Origin of the sequence: Crenobacter caeni (assembly GCF_010435965.1) — a bacterium.
Taxonomy (GTDB): domain Bacteria; phylum Pseudomonadota; class Gammaproteobacteria; order Burkholderiales; family Chromobacteriaceae; genus Craterilacuibacter; species Craterilacuibacter caeni.
In genome coordinates this window covers 302918-320409 of record NZ_JAAGAA010000002.1, presented here as the reverse complement: position 1 = coordinate 320409, position 17492 = coordinate 302918, and the positions used below count along the sequence as shown (strand labels likewise).

21 protein-coding genes are annotated in these 17492 nt (G+C 68.5%); all 21 read right to left on the bottom strand.

Annotation, left to right across the window (positions count from 1 at the left end):
- Positions 1-148: 148 nt before the first annotated feature.
- Entirely contained in the window at positions 149-406 is a 258-nt protein-coding gene (locus tag GZH52_RS03670) for an acyl-CoA-binding protein (RefSeq protein ID WP_163315142.1), read from the bottom strand.
- A 78-nt stretch (positions 407-484) separates the two neighbouring features.
- A complete protein-coding gene (locus GZH52_RS03665; RefSeq protein WP_163315141.1) occupies positions 485-1168 on the bottom strand; it encodes an energy transducer TonB in 684 nt (227 codons plus the stop codon).
- Between the two features lie 3 nt (positions 1169-1171).
- The gene (locus GZH52_RS03660; protein ID WP_163315140.1) at positions 1172-1945 is read right to left on the bottom strand and encodes a DsbC family protein; all 774 of its coding nucleotides are present in this window, start codon (positions 1943-1945) and stop codon (positions 1172-1174) included.
- 11 nt (positions 1946-1956) lie between these two features.
- Entirely contained in the window at positions 1957-3114 is a 1158-nt protein-coding gene (locus GZH52_RS03655; protein ID WP_163315139.1) for a UbiH/UbiF family hydroxylase, read from the bottom strand.
- Positions 3111-4256, bottom strand: coding sequence for an FAD-dependent monooxygenase (locus GZH52_RS03650; protein WP_163315138.1), 1146 nt, complete (start codon positions 4254-4256; stop codon positions 3111-3113). Before GZH52_RS03650 ends, GZH52_RS03655 begins: the two co-directional genes overlap by 4 nt.
- The gene (locus GZH52_RS03645) at positions 4253-5548 is read right to left on the bottom strand and encodes an aminopeptidase P N-terminal domain-containing protein (protein WP_163315137.1); all 1296 of its coding nucleotides are present in this window, start codon (positions 5546-5548) and stop codon (positions 4253-4255) included. Before GZH52_RS03645 ends, GZH52_RS03650 begins: the two co-directional genes overlap by 4 nt.
- A 26-nt stretch (positions 5549-5574) precedes the next feature.
- Positions 5575-5943, bottom strand: a complete 369-nt coding sequence (locus tag GZH52_RS03640) for a VanZ family protein (RefSeq protein ID WP_163315136.1) — start codon at positions 5941-5943, stop codon at positions 5575-5577.
- 70 nt (positions 5944-6013) lie between these two features.
- The gene (locus GZH52_RS03635) at positions 6014-6739 is read right to left on the bottom strand and encodes a YebC/PmpR family DNA-binding transcriptional regulator (RefSeq protein ID WP_136553979.1); all 726 of its coding nucleotides are present in this window, start codon (positions 6737-6739) and stop codon (positions 6014-6016) included.
- Between the two features lie 84 nt (positions 6740-6823).
- The gene (gene fliR / locus GZH52_RS03630; RefSeq protein WP_163315135.1) at positions 6824-7615 is read right to left on the bottom strand and encodes a flagellar biosynthetic protein FliR; all 792 of its coding nucleotides are present in this window, start codon (positions 7613-7615) and stop codon (positions 6824-6826) included.
- Positions 7616-7619: 4 nt separating this feature from the next.
- On the bottom strand, positions 7620-7889 hold the full coding sequence (gene fliQ, locus GZH52_RS03625; RefSeq protein WP_136553975.1) for a flagellar biosynthesis protein FliQ: 270 nt from the start codon (positions 7887-7889) through the stop codon (positions 7620-7622).
- Between the two features lie 19 nt (positions 7890-7908).
- Positions 7909-8658, bottom strand: coding sequence for a flagellar type III secretion system pore protein FliP (gene fliP, locus GZH52_RS03620; RefSeq protein WP_163315134.1), 750 nt, complete (start codon positions 8656-8658; stop codon positions 7909-7911).
- Positions 8655-9080 (bottom strand): flagellar biosynthetic protein FliO, encoded by a 426-nt coding sequence (fliO, locus tag GZH52_RS03615; RefSeq protein ID WP_163315133.1) that lies wholly within the window; start codon positions 9078-9080, stop codon positions 8655-8657. Before fliO ends, fliP begins: the two co-directional genes overlap by 4 nt.
- Complete coding sequence (gene fliN, locus GZH52_RS03610) at positions 9077-9475, bottom strand: flagellar motor switch protein FliN (RefSeq protein WP_203525611.1); 399 nt, start codon at positions 9473-9475, stop codon at positions 9077-9079. The genes fliO and fliN overlap by 4 nt, the downstream gene beginning before the upstream one ends.
- Positions 9476-9509: 34 nt before the next feature.
- On the bottom strand, positions 9510-10520 hold the full coding sequence (gene fliM, locus GZH52_RS03605) for a flagellar motor switch protein FliM (protein ID WP_163315131.1): 1011 nt from the start codon (positions 10518-10520) through the stop codon (positions 9510-9512).
- Between the two features lie 6 nt (positions 10521-10526).
- Positions 10527-11018 (bottom strand): flagellar basal body-associated FliL family protein, encoded by a 492-nt coding sequence (locus tag GZH52_RS03600; protein WP_163315130.1) that lies wholly within the window; start codon positions 11016-11018, stop codon positions 10527-10529.
- 100 nt (positions 11019-11118) lie between these two features.
- Positions 11119-12027 (bottom strand): flagellar hook-length control protein FliK, encoded by a 909-nt coding sequence (locus GZH52_RS03595; RefSeq protein ID WP_163315129.1) that lies wholly within the window; start codon positions 12025-12027, stop codon positions 11119-11121.
- Between the two features lie 68 nt (positions 12028-12095).
- Entirely contained in the window at positions 12096-12536 is a 441-nt protein-coding gene (fliJ, locus tag GZH52_RS03590) for a flagellar export protein FliJ (RefSeq protein ID WP_163315128.1), read from the bottom strand.
- Positions 12537-12540: 4 nt separating this feature from the next.
- The gene (fliI, locus tag GZH52_RS03585; protein WP_163315127.1) at positions 12541-13929 is read right to left on the bottom strand and encodes a flagellar protein export ATPase FliI; all 1389 of its coding nucleotides are present in this window, start codon (positions 13927-13929) and stop codon (positions 12541-12543) included.
- Positions 13922-14755: a FliH/SctL family protein gene (locus GZH52_RS03580; protein ID WP_163315126.1), complete on the bottom strand. Its 834-nt coding sequence runs from the start codon at positions 14753-14755 to the stop codon at positions 13922-13924. The genes fliI and GZH52_RS03580 overlap by 8 nt, the downstream gene beginning before the upstream one ends.
- Entirely contained in the window at positions 14745-15743 is a 999-nt protein-coding gene (gene fliG, locus GZH52_RS03575) for a flagellar motor switch protein FliG (protein ID WP_163315125.1), read from the bottom strand. The genes GZH52_RS03580 and fliG overlap by 11 nt, the downstream gene beginning before the upstream one ends.
- The gene (gene fliF, locus GZH52_RS03570) at positions 15736-17457 is read right to left on the bottom strand and encodes a flagellar basal-body MS-ring/collar protein FliF (RefSeq protein ID WP_163315124.1); all 1722 of its coding nucleotides are present in this window, start codon (positions 17455-17457) and stop codon (positions 15736-15738) included. Before fliF ends, fliG begins: the two co-directional genes overlap by 8 nt.
- Positions 17458-17492: the final 35 nt, after the last annotated feature.

The window sequence follows — 17492 nt, the reverse complement described above, 5'->3', positions numbered from 1 at the left end:
AATCCCCAGTTTATTTTTTAGGTTTGCGTAAACATTCTACCCGCAATGACATTGACACCGCGCGTAACCGAACCCCGACTTGAGCTGTATCAACCCCATGCAAAACGGCCCCTCGCGAGGGGCCGTTTTGCATGGGGTCGGTCCGGGATCAGGCCTTCAGGCTTTCGACCAGGTCGACGTATTTCTGCATCGCCTCGTCGGCGGTCAGGCCCTTGCACTTCTCCCACGCCTCGTACTTGGCGCGGTTGATGAAGTCCATCATGCCCGGCTTCTCGCCCTGCACGTCGCCGGCACTCGCCTGCTTGAACAGCGAATAGAGCTGCAGCATGGTCGCGTTGTCCGGACGCTCGGCGAGGGAGGTCACGTCTTTTTGTGCTTGTTCGAAAATGTTCTTCAGATCGGACATGGTGTTTCCTCGTGTGTCTGCATTATTGATGCGCGGCGGCGATCCGCCTGCGTGCCGCCATCTTAACCCAACCATCAATTACATGGACATACCCACCGCGATCCGCTTGTAATGGCGGACCGCGACGCCGCCCTTCATGCCCGGCTCGAAACGGGCGCGCCCGAACACGTCGAGCGCCACCGCCTCGAGCACGCCAGGCGGCGACGCGCTGACCACCTCGACAGCGTCGACGCTGCCGTCCGCGGCCACGTACACCAATAGCTCGAGCTGGGCGCCACCTTCGGGCGTTGCCGCCGGCGTGGGCAGTTCGATCGGCGAGAGCGGCTGCGAGGGGCTGTCGAGCAGGCGCGCGGGCCAGTACTCGACACTGCCGAAGCCGCGCGGCGCGTCCGGCGCGCCAGGCGGATCGGCCGCTTCGGCTCCGAGCGACGGTACAACGGGCGGCAAGGCCTCCGTCCCGGCGGGGTGGTCACGGGGTTCTGCGGGCGGCGCGGCGTCCGGCTCCGGGGCATCCGGCGGCAAGGCGTCGCGGGCGGACGGGGAAGCGTCCGCTTGGTCAGACCCCTCCGGCAGGTCGGCAGCAGGCGCCTGTGTGACGGCGGAGGGCGTCGGCACGGCCATGGGCGGGGCCGGCGCGAACACGCGCAAGGGCGCGCCCGGCAAGCCGCTGGCCGCCTGCGGCGCCGCCCACAGCCGGACGGCGGCCCAGTGCACGGCAAGCGACGCGGCCAGCGCGATCAGAAGCCCCCTGCCCTCAGCCACGCGTCACTTGCGCGCGAGGCGCTTCTCGATTTCCTCGGCGGGGATCGCGCCGGCGACCAGTTCACCGCTCTCGAACACCAAGGCCGGGGTGCCGGAGATGCCGTACTGCTCGGCCAGCTGGGCGACTTCGGCGATCGGCGCGTCGCACTTGCCGTCGCCCTGAGGCTGCTTGCCCTCGCGCATCAGCGCGGTCCACGCGGCGGCCGGGTCGGCGCTGCACCAGACCGCACGGCTCTTGCGCTCGGCGTCCGGGTGCAGCTGCGAGAGCGGCATCAGGAAGGTGTAGACCGTCACGTTGCCCAGCTTGGCGATGCTGTCCTTCTCCAGACGCTTGCAGAACGGGCAGTCCGGGTCGGAGAACACCACCAGCTTGCGGCTGCCGTCGCCGCGCACGTCCTTGATCGCCTTGGCAAGCGGCAGCTTGGCGAAGTTGATTTTCTCCCTTTCGCCCTCCGCCTTTTTCGCAAGCTGCTCAGCCCTCTCCCCTGTAACGCTCTTTTGATTTACAACGTCAACGATTTCGCCGATCACAAGGTGCTTAGAGTCTTTGTCGCTGTAAATAACTTGGTAATTCACTTCAACGCCGCGCTTGGAGCGAATCACAACCTCGTACAGGCCGGCGACCGGGCTGGGCGCGACGCTGACCACTTCGCGGTCGGGGAAGCGCGCGGTGAACGCCTTCTTGACGGCGTCGGCGCTTGGCGCGGCGTCGCTGGGCGAGCACGCCAGAAGCGGCAGGGTCAGCAAGAGCGTGGTCAAAAGACGGGAGGGAGTCATGCAGTGTCCTTTCAGAAGCCGACCGCGCGGCGCGCGAGTTCGCGCCGCACCATCGGCAGTTTGTCGGTCAGGGTCAGCCCGGTGTTGCGCAGCCAGGAGAGGCCGGGCAAGTCGCGGGCAGTAAACAGGGTGAACAGGCCGTCGCAGGTCGCCTGCATGGTGCGCACCGCCTCGCGCCGGCTGCGCTCGTAGCGGCGCAACAAGAGGTGGCTACCCGCGTCGGGCGCGCGCGCGAGCAAGGCTTGCAGCGCGATCGCGTCGCCGAAACCCAAGTTGACGCCCTGCCCGGCCAGCGGGTGGACGGTATGCGCGGCGTCGCCGACCAAGAGCGCGCGGGTGCCGATCACCCGTTCCGGGCGGATCAGCCGCAAGGGGAAGGCGGCGGCCGGCGTCAAAAGCTCGAACGCGCCAAGCGCATGGCCGCCGGCGGCGGCGACCCGCTCGCACAGCTCGGTGGCCGGCAGCGCGGTGAGCGCGTCCGGGTCTGCGCTCGACCAGACGATGGAGACGCGGTTGCCCGCCATCGGCAGCCAGGCGAGTACGCCGTCGCCGGTGAACCACTGGCGGGCGACACCGCCGTGTGGTTTCTCGCACGCGAAGTTGGCGACCACCCCGCTGTGGCCGTAAGGCTTGACCGAGGCGTTGATGCCCAGTTGCCCGCGCAGCCACGACGACGCGCCGTCGGCGCCGATCACCAGCCGCGCCTCGCGCTCGGTGCCGTCGGAAAAGCAAACGCGGGCGCTGCGGGTGTCGGACGCGAACGACTGTGGCGAGACGCCGGTCAGCCGCTCGACGCCAGCGTCCTCCAGCGCGCGCCACAAGGCGGCGAGCAGCCAGCGGTTCTCGACGATCCACGCCAGGGCGTCGGTGTCGGCGTCTCGCGCGTCAAAGCCGATGCGGCCGCCGGCGTCGCCTCGCACGTCCATCGCCGTGATGGTGCCGACGCGCGCCATGTCCGGCCACGCGCCAAGCGCCTGCAAGAAGGCGCGGTTGGCCGGGCTGACCGCGTAGATGCGCGCATCCCACCCCTCTTCCAGCGCGGAAAAGTCGGGCGCGCGCTGCTCGACGAGCGCGACACGCTGTCCGGCGCGGGCGAGCGCCAAGGCGCTGGCGGCACCGACCAGGCCGCCGCCGATCACCAGGATGTCTTCATTGTGCATGCCGTTCATACCCCGAAAACCAGATGGCCGGCGAAGCGCCGGCGCAAGCCGGGCAAGGCGTCGATCAGCGTCATCGCCGTGCCGCGCGCGAGCGACACCGGCGCGCCGGCGCCGTCGAACACGCGCACCAGGCTATGGGTGAAGCCGACCACCGCGTGGCTGTCGACGCGCCGGGCGGCCGCGTAGCGCGCCAGGAGCGCCGCCTCGCCCGGGTCTGCGGCGCCGGCGAGCAGGTCCGCGAGCGTCGCTGCGTCGCGCAGGCCAAGGTTCAGCCCCTGCGCGGCGACCGGGTGCATGGTCTGCGCGGCGTTGCCTATCATCGCCGTGCGCCGGCTCACCACCCGGTTGAGCTGGCGCAGCGCCAGCGGGAAGCGCGCGACCTCACCCACCTCGCGAACAAAGCCCAGCCTGTCGCCGAACGCCTGCTGCAACTCGGCCGCGAGCGCAGCGGGGTCAGCCGACAGACGCTCGGCATCGGCCGGACTGCGCGTCCACACCAGCACGAAGGCGTCGCCGTGCGGCAGCAGCGCGAACGGGCCGGCCGCGGCGAAGCGTTCAAAGGCGACGCCGGCAGGCGGCTGGTCAAACTTCACGCCGGCGATCAGCGCACACTGTCCGTAGTCGTGCACGCGGCGCAGCACGCCGGGCAAGGCCTCGGCCAGCGGCCCGCCATCGGCGAGCACCGCCAGGCGTGCGGTCAGCGTACCGCCGTTCGCCAGCCGCAACCTCGCGTAGCGCGACAGGGTGTCGACACCCGCGACACGGCAGCCGTATTGCACGGCGACGCCGGCTTGTTCGAGCGCGGCCTCGAGCGCGGCGACCAGCACCGGGTAGTCGACCACCGCGCCCAGATGGGCGAGCCCCAGGTCCGCGCCGTCGATGCGGGTGCGCCCGGCAAAGCCTTGCTGCGACACGTGCACGCGGTCGATCGGCGTCACCGCACCCGGCGGCAGCGGGCAGACGTCTTCGAGCATCGCGAGCGACGCGGACGAGAGCGCCAGCGCGCGCGCGTCGCGCGGCACGCTGCGCGCCTCACGCGCCTCAAGCGCGACCACCTGGCGACCCTCGCGCGCGAGGCGCAGGGCCAACAGGGCGCCGACCGGGCCGGCGCCGACGATCGCCACTTCGGCGTGCAGGTCGGTCTTGCTCATTTCATCCCCATCAGTGCTTCGATGTCGGCGACCGCCTTGGGCACCGCGTCGGTGTACACCTCGCGCCCGATTGCCGTCACCAACACATTGTCTTCGATGCGCACGCCGATGCCGGCAAGCGCGGCCGGCACGTCGTCGGCCGCACCGATATAGAGGCCTGGCTCGATCGTCGTGCACATGCCCGGCTCGAAACGCCGCCATTCGCCATCCAGCCGGCGGCTGCCGACGTCGTGTACGTCCAGCCCGATATAGTGGCCGACGCCGTGCATGTAGTAGCGCTTGTACGCGCCGGACTCGATCGCGCCGTCGACCGTGCCGTCCAGCAGTTTCAGGTCGATCAATCCGCGGGCGAGGCAAGCGAGCGCCGCGTCGGCCGGCGCCGACAGTGAAGCGCCCGGGCGCACCGCGTCGATCGCCGCCAGTTGCGCGGCGAGCACGATCTCGTAGACGTCGCGCTGCGCGCCGGAAAAACGGCCGTTCACCGGGAAGGTACGCGTGATGTCGCCCGCGTAGCCGCCCAGTTCGCAGCCGGCGTCGATCAGCACCAGTTCACCGTCGGCGAGCCGCGCGTTGTTGGCGGTGTAGTGCAGCGTGCACGCGCGCTCGCCGCCGGCGACGATGCTCTCGTACGCGGGCGTGCGCGCGCCGTGGCGGCAGAAGGTCGCCAACAGTTCGGCCTCGAGTTCGTACTCGTAGCGGCCCGGCCGCGCCGCGTGCATCGCGGCGATATGCGCATCCGCCGAGATGCGGCCGGCGCGGCGCAACAAGGAAAGCTCGGCCGCGTCCTTGATCAGCCGCATCTCGTCAAGCGTCGCGGCAAGGTCGGCAAAGCGCGCGGGCGCGCGCCGGCCGCGCGGCTCGCCCCCCCTGAGCACGCCAAGCGCCGCGTTCACCGTCGCATCCAGCGCCGCGTCGCGCCCGAGCGGCCAGGCGACGCTCCCTGCGCCATCGAGCAGGGCCGGCAAGCGCTCGGCAAGCTCGGCGATCGGGTAGGCCTCGTCGAAGCCGTAGGACTCGATAGCGCCCTGCGGGCCGACACGCGCGCCCGTCCAGCGCTCGGCGTTTTCGTCGCGCGCGCGGCAGAACAGCACGCTCTTGCCGCTGCGGCCGTCGATCAGCGCGAGCGCCTCGGGCTCGTTGAAGCCGGTCAGGTAGTAGAAGCTGCTGTCCTGGCGGAACGGATAGGTGTTGTCGCCGTTGCGCGACACCTCGCGCGCGGCGCCGATCAGCGCGACGGCGTCGCCCAGTTGGCGGGCAAGACGGCCCCGGCGGCCGGCATGGTTGGCGTACATCGGGTCCCCTTGCAGAAACGGTGAATTCAGCGGCCAATGAATGACAAAAGTTTACCCGAACGGCCGAGCACTGCCCACCAAAGCGCCAGCGCACAGGCGCCGCCGGCCATGTCTGCCAGCGCGTCGAACGGGTCGGCCATGCGGTCCGCCGTGAACGCGCCCTGCGCAAGTTCGGAGAGCACGGCCCACAGCGCGAGCGCCGACATGAGCTGCCACGCGCGTGCGCGCCAGGCGGGCACCAGCAGCAGGCCCTGCACGAAGAAGAGCAGGAAGTGGCCGAGCTTGTCGTAATGCTCGAACGGCGGCGGCTCGCCCGAGCCTGGCTTGAACAGAAACCACCAGCTCAATCCCCACCACACGAGTGTCAGCACCCGCCACGGCACGCTTGCCGCCATCTCCCCTCCTTGCCTTACGGCACAAAAAAGGCCTGCGCGATGCGCAGGCCGCTGTCGCTTGCCGCCGTGCTTACTCGTCGAACACGGCCGAGGTGTACACGTCCTGCACGTCGTCGAGATCTTCGAGCGCGTCGATCAGCTTCTGCATGCGCAGCGCGTCGTCGCCGGCAAGCTCGGTCTCGTTGAGCGCCTTCATGGTCACTTCGCCCATCTCGGCCTTGAAGCCCTGCCCTTCGAGCGCCGCCTGCACGTCGGAGAACTCCCACGGGCCGGTGACCACTTCGATCGAACCGTCGTCGTTGCTGACCACGTCCTCGGCGCCTGCCTCGAGCGCGGCTTCCATCAGCGCGTCCTCGTCGGTGCCCGGCGCGAACAGCAGGTAGCCGCAGTGCTTGAACTGGAACGCGACGCAGCCGTCGGTGCCCATATTGCCGCCGTACTTGCTGAACGCGTGGCGCACGTCGGCGACCGTCCGCGTCTTGTTGTCGGTCAGGCAGTCGACCATCACGGCCGCGCCGGCAATGCCGTAACCTTCGTAGCGGCATTCCTCGTAGGTGACGCCCTCAAGCTGGCCGGTGCCGCGCTTGATCGCGTTCTCGATATTGTCCTTGGGCATCGACTCGGCCTTGGCCTTGTCGACAGCCAGGCGCAGGCGCGGGTTGGCGCTCAGGTCGCCGCCGCCCATCTTGGCGGCAACGGTGATTTCCTTGATCAGGCGGGTGAAGACCTTGCCGCGCTTGGCGTCCTGGCGCCCTTTGCGATGCTGGATGTTCGCCCATTTGCTGTGACCTGCCATAGTTGCCTCGGTATGCGTGGCGGGGCGCGGGGCCCCGCGGTGGTAACAAGAATCTCAGGCGCGAATTTTAGCAAAAAGCGGCGGCTAAGGCTTGGGCGGCAACCACAAGGCCCGCGCGAAGGCAAAAGACTCGCCGTACAGCGTCTCGATCGCCGGCAGCAACAAGGGCAGCGACAGGTAGAGCATCACGAAGCCGATCAGCAGGGTCAGCGGAAAACCGAAGGCGAAGATGTTGAACTGCGGCGCGGCGCGCGTCATCACGCCGATCGCGAGGTTGGTCACCAGCAAGGCAGCGATCACCGGCAGCGACAGCCACAAGCCCCAGCTGAACAGGTGGCGCCCCCACATCGCGAGCGCCTCGAGGCTGCGCCAGGGAAAAGGCGAGCCCACCGGCAGCACGGTAAAGCTGTCGATGAGCACCGACAGCACGATCTGCGGCCCGCCGAAGGCGAGGAACAGCAGGGTGACGAACACCGAGATCACCCGGCCCAGCGCCGGCACCTGCGCCGACTGCGCGGGGTCGAAGAACATCGCGAAACCCAGGCCCATCTGCATGCCGGAGAGCATGCCGGCCATCTCGACCGCGGTGATCGCGATGCGCAGCACGAAGCCTATCATCGCGCCGATCAGGAGCTGCTGCACCAGGATGGCGACGCCTGCGGCCGACACCAGCGGCACCGCCGGCAAGGGCGGCAGCATGGGCGCGACAAGCACGGTGATCGCCAGCGCGAAGCCCGCCTTGAAGCGGCGCGGGATCGCGCGCGAGGAGAATACCGGCTCGGTCAGGAACACGCCGAAGACGCGCGCGAACGGCCAGACGAAGTAGGCGACCAGCGCGTTGATCTGCGCGTCGGTGATGACGAGGGCCGCCGCCATCGATCTAGCCGATCGCGCCGGGGATGCTGCGGTACAGGCGGATCGTGAAGTCCATGATGGTGTTGAGCATCCACGGCCCGGCCAGGATCAGCACGATGAAGAGCGCGATCAGCTTGGGGATGAAGGTCAGCGTCATCTCGTTGATCTGCGTCGCCGCCTGCAGGATGCTGACCAGGAGGCCGACCAGCAAGGAGACGCCGAGCACCGGCGCCGCGATCAGGATCAGCGTGAACAGCGCCTGCTGCACCAGGTTGATGACAAGTTCCGGACTCATGGCTTACCCCAAAATTGCGTCAGCGCTGCGCGAAGCTTTGCACCAGCGAGCCCAGCACCAGCGTCCAGCCGTCGACCAGCACAAACAGCATGATCTTGAACGGCAGCGAAATGATCACCGGCGACACCATCATCATGCCCATCGCCATCAGGATGCTGGCGACCACCAGGTCGATGATCAAAAACGGGATGAAGATCATGAAGCCGATCTGGAACGCGGTCTTCAGCTCCGAAATCACGAAGGCCGGCACCAGCGTCTTCAGGGGCACGTCGGCCGGGGTCGCCGGTTTCGCGCTGCCGGAGACCTCGATGAAGAACGCGAGGTCGGTCTCGCGCGTCTGCGTCAGCATGAACGCCTTCATCGGCCCGGCCGCCTCGTCGGCCGCCTGCATCATGGTGATCCTGTCGTCCGAGAACGGCACCCACGCCTTCTGGTACACCGTCTCCAGCGTCGGGGACATGATGAACAGGGTGAGGAACAGCGACAGGCCGACGATCACCTGGTTGGGCGGCGACTGCATGGTCCCCAGCGCCTGGCGCAGCAAGGAGAGCACGATGACGATGCGGGTGAACGAGGTCATCATCAGCACCATGGCCGGGATGAACGACAGCCCGGTCATGAAGAGCAGCATCTGTAGCGACAGCGAGTAGCTCTGCGCGCCCCCCGGACCGGGCGTGCTGCTCATCAGCGGCAGGCCGGCGGCGAGCGCCGCACCCGGCAGCGCCAGCAATAGCGCCAGCAATAGCGCCAGCAATAGCCGGCGGCTCATTGGCCGCCCCCCTTGCGCGCCTTGGCCAGCGTATTCGCGAGGATGCGCGAGAACGACTCGGGCAGCGCCGTTTGCGGCGCCTCGGGCGCGTCGTCGGGTTTGGCCTGCTTGTCGAGCAGGGTCACGCTGCCGGCAGTCACGCCGAGCACCAGCCACTGGCCGCCCTGCTCGACGATGACCACCCGTTCCTTCTGGCCGACCATCACGCCGCCGACCACACGCAGGTGGCGGCTCGCGCCCAGCGCGCCGCCACCGAGGCGCCGGGTCAGCCAGGCCGCGCCGACGATCAGCGCGAGCACCAGCGCGAGCGAGAGCAGCACCTGCATGAGGCTCGCCCAGCCGGACGGTGCCGCCTGCACGGCGTTTGCCTGCGCCAAGGCGGCAGGGGGCAGCAGCCACAGCGACGACAGCAGCCGCCTCATTTTTGCAGGCGCCGGATCCGTTCGGTCGGCGTGATGATGTCGGTCAGGCGGATGCCGAACTTGTCGTTGACGACGACCACCTCGCCCTGCGCGATCAGGCAGCCGTTGACCAGCACGTCCATCGGCTCGCCGGCGAGCCCGTCCAGCTCGACGATCGAGCCTTGCGCCAGCTGCAACAGGTTGCGGATCGCGATCTTGGTGCGGCCAAGCTCGACGGTCAGCTGCACCGGAATGTCGAGGATCATGTCCAGGTTCTGCGACAGCGCGCTGCCCGCTTGCGGCGCGGCCTGCGAGAGTTCCTGGAACAGGCCGCTGGCGGGCTGCGCCTCCGGCTGAGGTGCCGCGCCGGCCGTCGCTTCGGCCTGCTCGGCGAACGCCGCCGCCCAGTCGTCCATCACGTCGTCGGCGCTATCCTGCGTCGAAGCGTTTTCACTCACGTTCGGAGTCTCCCTTGTCACTTTCGGCCAGCTCGTGCACGCCGGCCAGTATCTTGTCCACGCTCAGCGCGTAATGTCCGTCGACCGTGCCGTACCGGCCCTCGAGCACCGGGATGCCCGACACGTCGGCGACCACCTTCTCGGGAATGTCGACCATCACCACGTCGCCGACCTTCAGCCCGAGCACGTCGCCCAGCGTGACGCGCGCGTGGGCGAGCGTGGCGGCCAGGTCCACCTCGGCGGCCTGCACCTGGCGCGACATCAGGCTGACCCAGCGGTTGTCCACCTCGGTACGGTCCGCCTGCATGGTGCTCGAGAGCACGTCGCGGATCGGCTCGACCATCGAGTAAGGCAGACAGACGTGGAAGTCGCCGCCGCCGGCGCCCAGTTCGATGTGGAAGGATACCGCGACGACCACCTCGGTCGGCGTCGCGATGTTGGCGAACTGGGTGTTCATCTCGCTGCGCAGGTAGGTGAACTCGATCGGGTGGACCGGCTCCCACGCTTTCTGGTACTCGGTGAACACCACCTGCAGCATGCGCTGGATGATGCGCTGCTCGGTCGGCGTGAAGTCGCGCCCCTCGACGCGCACGTGAAAGCGCCCGTCGCTGCCGAACAGGTTGTCGACCACCAGGAACACCAGGTCCGGGTCGAAGATCAACAGGCCGGTGCCGCGCAGCGGCTTCACATGGACGAGGTTGAGGTTGGTCGGCACCACCAGGTTGCGGATGAACTCGCTGTACTTCTGCACCCGCACCGGCCCCACCGAGATCTCGGCGTTGCGGCGGATGAAGTTGAAGAGGCCGATGCGCAGGTTGCGCGCGAAACGCTCGTTGATGATCTCGAGCGTCGGCATCCGGCCGCGGACGATGCGCTCCTGGCGGCCGATGTCGTAATTGCGTACGCCACTGGCGTCGCCGCCGTCGACCTCGTCCTCGGTGTCGCCGGTCACCCCGCGCAGCAGCGCGTCGACCTCTTCCTGCGACAGGATGTCGTCAGCCATCGCCGCTTACTGCTGCTGGATGATGAAGGAGGTAAAGAGGACGGTCTCGACCGGCTCGGGTCCGGGCTGGCCGATCGCCTCGTTCATGATCTTCTTGACCTGCGCCTTCAGGCGCACCTTGCCGTCCGCCGTCGACAGCTCTTCGGCACTCTTGGACGACAAGAGCAGGATCAGCCCGCTGCGGATCTTGGGCATGTACTGGACCAGGGTCTGCTTGGCTTCGGCGTCATAGAGCTGCGCCTGCAGTTCGACCTGCAGCAGCGCGTCGCCACCGGCGAGGTTGACGACGAAGGGCTCCATTTTCTCGAACACCGGCGGCCCATCCGGCTTTTTTATTTGCGGCTCGGCCTGCGCCTCAGCCGAAGCAGGCTGGTGCAGGAACATGTAGGCGCCAAGGCCGCCAACCGCTGCGATCAGGATCACCAGCAAGGTGATCACGATCAGCATCAGCTTGTTGCCGCCGCCGCCACTGACCGCCTTCTTCTTGTCTTCTGCCATGAATTAAGGTCTCGCGCCTGAAATCAATACGAAATCATGAAAATATATGAACGCATTGTCCCAGAAACGACCATCTGCTGACCAGACGGCAGACGCAAAATCAGGCGCGAATGCTCAGCCCCGATGCAATTGCGTGCGCGGACTGCACAGCGCCATCCAGTTCGGCCACCACGAAGTCACCGTCTTCGCCCCGGCCGCGCCCCTTGCCGGGCGCCTGATCGTGCGACTGGCGACGATCCCCGTAGGAGACCTGCGCGTCGGTCAGCTGGATGCCGCTTTGCGCGAGCATGCCGGAGAGGCGGGCAAGGCCCTGTTCGACCGCGTCACGCGCCTGCGGCGTCGCGGTGACAAAGGTCAGCTGCGCCTGGTCCTGGCCGAGCTTGAGCGACACCTCGATCGGCCCCAGGTTGGCGGGGCTGACCTGGATTTGCGCGCTCTCGGCCTTCATCTGCACGAGGCCGCCGACCTGGGTCGCGAACGCACGCTGCCACGCCTCGTCGCGGCCTAGCGGGGTGGCGATCGACAGCGATACCGGCGCGCCGGCATGCTCGCCGCCGGCACCGGTCACGGCAACAGACGCCGCGCCGGCCGGCAAGACTTGCTGCTCGGCCACCGCCTGCTGCGGCAATTTCTTGCCGCCCTGCCCTGCGCCGTGCGCAAGCTGGCGCGTCAGCTCGAGCAGGGTATCGGCCGCGGCTGCCCCTGCCTCCGCAGCGGGTTCCATGGACAGTCCGGGTTGCGGCAAGGGTTGCGGCTGGATCGCCTGCGGCAACACCGCCAGCATGGGTACGGCCTGCGCGTTCGCCTGAAGCGAGCCGGCGTCAAGCAAGTCAGCCGCCGGCTTGCCTGCCGGACGCTCGCCCGGCGCCGGCGCGGCGGCGGACAGGCTGCCGACCTGCATGTCGAGCAGGTCGGCAAACAAGCCGCCGGGCAAGGCGGCGGCGCGGGCCACGCCCGGCAAGCCAGAGCGGCCGGGCAACATGGAAGCAAGCGTTACGGAAAGCGTCATCGGAACAGGACCGGTCTCAACTCGGGATTTACCCAAATCAAGCAAGAATGGTGCCACAGAAGAAATGCTCAGGAAGTCCCCGGACGCCGGGAATTGCGGGCAGCGAATTCGTCGACCAGCTTCTGCTCCCGTCGCCGCTCCACCAACTGGGCACGGGCCGCCTCGCGCTCGGCGAGCGTCTGGTACGCCTTGAGCTTGCGCCGCTGGGCGAGCCAGGCTTCGCGCTCGAGCACGTAGCGCTGGCGCGCGCGGTCGACCTCGCGCTCCTGCGTCTGGCGCGCGTCGGTGAGCTTGCCGAGGAAGGCGCGAAAGTCGAGATAGCGCTCGACCCCCATGCCGCCGCGGCCGGCGTCGACCAGACGCCCCTGGTAATCGGCGATAAACGCGTCCACCTGCGCGAGCCGCTCCTCCTGTGCCGCAAGCTGCGCCTGCGCCGCCTGCATGCGGTCGGCGGCCTGCTGCTGCGCCTTTTGCGCGAGGTCGATCAGGAAGTCGAATTTGCCGGCCACGGCGTCAGCCTGCCAGCGACTGCTTCAGTTGCTCGCACGACGAGGCAAAGTCATGCGCCTCGTGCTGCGGCTGGGTCAGGAAGGCCACCTGCTGCAACTGGCGGCGAATCGCCTCGTCAAGCAGGGGGTCCGACCCCGGCACGTAGGCGCCGACGCTGATCAGGTCGCGGCTGCGCTGGTAGCGCGAGAACAGCTGCTTGAAACGGCGCGCCGCGTCCAGGTGCTCGCGGCTAACCACGTCGACCATCACCCGCGAGATCGACTGCTCGATGTCGATCGCCGGGTAATGCCCGGCCTCGGCCAGCGTGCGCGAGAGCACGAAGTGGCCGTCGAGGATCGCGCGTGCCGAATCGGCGATCGGGTCCTGCTGGTCGTCTCCCTCGGAGAGCACGGTATAGAAGGCGGTGATCGAGCCGCCGCCTGCCTCGCCGTTACCAGCGCGCTCGATCAGCTGCGGCAGCTTGGCGAACACCGACGGCGGGTAGCCGCGGGTAACCGGCGGCTCGCCGATCGCCAGCGCAATCTCGCGCTGCGCCATCGCGTAGCGGGTCACCGAATCCATCAGGAGGAGCACGTCCTTGCCCTCGGCGCGGAAGTGCTCGGCCAGCGCGGTCGCGTACGCGGCACCGTGCAACCGCATCAAGGGCGGGGTATCGGCCGGCGCGGCGACCACCACCGAGCGCGCGAGGCCTTCTTCGCCCAGGATGTTCTCGATGAAGTCCTTGACCTCGCGTCCCCGCTCGCCGATCAGGCCGACCACCACCACGTCGGCACGGGTGAAGCGCGCCATCATGCCCAACAGCACCGACTTGCCGACGCCGGAGCCGGCAAACAGGCCCAGGCGCTGGCCGCGACCGACGGTCAGCAGGCCGTTGATCGCGCGCACGCCGACGTCGAGCACGTCGCGCACCGGCGTGCGCGTCAGCGGATTGAGGGGGTCACTGTAAAGCGGCGCGGTCGCGTCAAACGGGGCCGGCCCGCGGCCGTCTAGCGGCCGCCCGAGCGCGTCGAGCACCCGCCCGAGCAGGCGCGAGCCGACCGGTACCTGCCGGCCGCTGCCGCGGGACTTGCCGGCGAAAGGCTCGCCGTAGCGGGGCGGCACCCTGTCTTCCAGCGGGACGACCGCGGTCCCCGGCAGCAGACCCTGGATGGGGGCAAGCGGCATCAGGAACAGGCGGTCGGCCGAGAAGCCGACCACCTCGGCCTCGATGCGCTCGCCGTGGCCGCACTCGATCAGGCAGGCGCTGCCCACCGGCAGGCGCAGGCCGGTCGCCTCCATCACGAGGCCGGTCACCCTGGTCAGAAACCCTTGGCGGCGGCCGCGCGGCACGCCCTGCAGGCGCTGCCGGCACGCGTCCAGGTAGTCCTGCTGGCGGGCGAGCCAGTCAGCCATGCGCGTCCAGCCCCAAAGCCTCGCGCAGCTGGGCGGTGCGGGTCTCCAGCGAGAGGTCCAGCCGGACCACCGGCGAATCGATCACGCAACCGCCGCGCGCGAGCGACGCGTCGCCCTGCCAGCGCACCGACAGCTGCGGATATTGCCGCGACAGGAAGTCTTCCAGCGCGGCCGCATCGTCCGGGTGCAGGCGCACCGTCAGGCGGGTCAGCTCGGATGCGAGCGGCGAGAGCGCCTCGTCGACCAGCCGGGCAAGCGCCTCTGCATCGGCGGCGAGCTGCTCGCCGGCCAACCGGCGGCCGACCTCGAGCGCCAGCGCGGCCAGTTGCGGCGCGAGCGACGCCTGCAGCGACGCGAGCCCGGCGTCCCAGGCGGCCAGGCTCTCCTGCAGCGGCTGCCACAACCCGTCAAAGCGTGCCGCCGCCGCGTCTTCGGCCTCGCGCCGGCCGTTTTCCAGCCCCTGGGCGAAGCCTTCCTGCTCGCCCTCGGCACGCCCGGCGCCGTAGCCTTCGCTGCGGCCGGCCTCGAAGCCGGCCTGCCACGCTTCCTGATGGATGGTTTCCAGTTCGGCCGCGGTCGGGTAGCCGACCGCCGGCGCCGCCTCGGCGAGCACCGCTTCGAGCGGCGGCGCCCCGGCAGCGTCTTCCTGCGGCAACGCTTCCAGCGCGCGCACAACCTCCTCGGCAGTCACCTGCGAGAGCAGCGCCAGCGGGTCTGCCGGCGCATGCTGGGCAGCCTTGCCAGGCTGCGCCGAGCCCAGCTCGCCCATGGTCCAGCGTTGCCAGTCGCCCAGGCGCTCGGCGCCGATGATCGCGTTATTCGACAAGGCCCTCGTCCCCGCCCTTGCTCGCCAGCACGATCTGGCCTTCGTCGGCCAGCTTGCGCACGACCTTCAGGATCTCCTTCTGCTCGGCCTCGACCTCGGAGAGCTTGACCGGCCCCTTCGCCTCCAGGTCGTCGCGCAGCATCTCGGCCGCGCGCTGCGACATGTTCTTGAAGATCTTCTCGCGCATCTCGGGGCTGGTGCCCTTGAGCGCGATGACCAGCGAGTCGGACTGCACTTCGCGCAGGATGGTCTGGATCGCGCGGTCGTCGATATCGAGCATGTTCTCGAACACGAACATCTTGTCCTGGATGCGCTGCGCGAGTTCCGGGTCGTATTCGCGGATATAACCGAGCGCGGACGCCTCGACGTTGGAGCCGAGGAAGTTGAGGATGTCGGCGGTGAGGCTGATGCCGCCGGCCGCGCTCTTCTTGATGCGGTCGGAGCCGGACAAGAGCTGGGTGAGCACCTCGTTCAGTTCGCGCAGCGCCTGCGGCTGCACACCTTCCAGCGTCGCGGTACGGATCAGCACCTCGTTGCGCAGGCGCTCGGGGAAGTGGGCGAGAATGCCGCTGGACTGGTCCGGTTCGAGGTGAACGAGGATAGTCGCGATGATCTGCGGGTGCTCGTTGCGGATCAGGTCGGCAGCGGAGCTTGCGTCCATCCACTTGAGGCTTTCGATGCCGCTGTGGTCGTTGCCCTGGGTGATCTTGTCGAGCAGGTTGGCTGCCTTATCCGGCCCCAGCGCCTCGATCAGCACGTTGCGCAGGTACTCGTCGGTCGCACCGATGCTCGCGCGCGCCGCGCACTCCTCGCGGAACTTGGCGACCACGTCGTGGATCTCGCCGTGGCTGACGTTGTTGACCTGCGCCATCGCCAGGCTCAGCTTCTGCACTTCCTTGGGGCCGAGGTACTTGAACACCTCGATCGCCTCGTTCTGGCCGAGGCCGAACAACAGCACGGCGCTACGGCGGATGCCCGCTTCACTCATCGGCAATCCACTCCTTGATGATCTGCGCCGCCATGCGCGGGTCGGTCTTCACCAGTTCGCGCGCCGCCTGCAAGGCGGCGTCGTAGTCGAGACGCTGCTTCTCCTGCGGCGTCATCTCGACGCCGCCAGTGCGGCCATCCATGTCCTCGTCGTCGCCGGCGACCGCCAACAGCTTGCCGCCGCCGACGGCAGCCGCCTCGGCGCTGCCAGGTTCAGGCAAGGGCGGCGCCGGCGGACGCACGATGTCGCGCATGATGGGCCGCACCACACCCAACAGCAGGTAGGCCAGCGCGATCGCCAGCAGCGCGTACTTGAACAGTTCGCCGCCGTTGTCGCTGACGTAGCCGACGACCTTGTCCTGCAGCGTCGGCGGCAAGACGGCGTCGGCGAATGCCGCGTTGACGACGTTGACCGAGTCGCCGCGCTCGGCGTTGTAGCCGATCGCCTCGCGCACCAGCGCGTTGACCTGCTCGATCTCGCGCGCGGTCAGCGCGGTCGGCTTGAGCGCGCCGTCCTTGTCCGGCACCAGCTTGAAATTGACGACCACCGCAGCCGACAGCCGCTTGACCTGCCCCTTGGGCTGGCGCAGGTGCTGGATGGTCTTGTCGACTTCGTAGTTGGTGGTGATCTCGCGGCGGGTAGCGCCGGTGGGCGTCAAGGGCTGTCCCGACAGCGTGACGGTGCCGGGCGCGGCGCCCGGTGGCAAGGACAGCGGCGCCGACGCCGCCGACGGCGGCTGGTTGGATAGCGCGCCCGGCACGCCGGACGGTGTGGGCGCGCCATTGCCCAGGCTTTCCATGATCTGCTGGCTGCGCGTCGCCGACGGGTTGGGCGACGAGTTCGGGCGGTAGGTCTCGGAGGTCTGCTCAAGCTCGGAGAAGTCGACCTGCGCGGTCACCTGCGCGTGCGCGTTACCCTTGCCGAAAATGGGCTCGAGGATGGACTCGACGCGCTGCGCGTAGTCCTTCTCGATCTGGCGCACCAGCCCCAGCTGGCGGCGGTCGAGACCCGAGCCGTTTTCAAGCTCGGTCGCACCGGAAATCAGGTTGCCGTCCTGGTCGACGATGGAGACGTTCTTCAAGGGCAGGTTGGGCACCGAGCTGGAGATCAGGTGCATGATGCCCGCGGTTTGCGCGGCGTCCATCACCCGGCCGGGGTGCAGGGTCAGCATCACCGACGCGGTCGGCAGTTCGCGCTCGCGCACGAACACGCTTTGCTTGGGGATCGCCAGGTGGACGCGCGCCTGGCGGACGGCGGACACCGACTCGATGGTGCGGGCAAGCTCGCCCTCGACGGCGCGCTGGTAGTTGACCTGCTCGGAGAACTGGCTGATGCCGAATTTCTGCCCGTCCATCAGTTCGAAGCCGGTACCGCCGGCCTTGGGCAGGCCCTGTGCGGCAAGCTTGAGACGCACGTCGTACAGTTGGTCGGCCGGCACCGAGATCACGCCGCCTTCGCCCAGCTTGTACGGCACGTTCATCTGCTGCAAGGCGGCGGTGATCTGGCCGCCGTCGCCGTCGGACAGGTTGGAGAACAGCACGCGCTCGTCCGGCGCGCGGTTGAACAGCACCAGCGCGACGACCAGCGAAAACACCGCGGCGAGCGCGGCGAAGAAGAGCAACTTCTTGTTGTTGGGCAGCGCCTTGAAGCGGTTTGCCGCCTCTGCTACCCGGCCTTTCCAGGCCGGCGTCGTGTTGTCGACCAATTCAGCCATATGGGAGAAGTTTCATCCGATGTCCCCAGCCATCG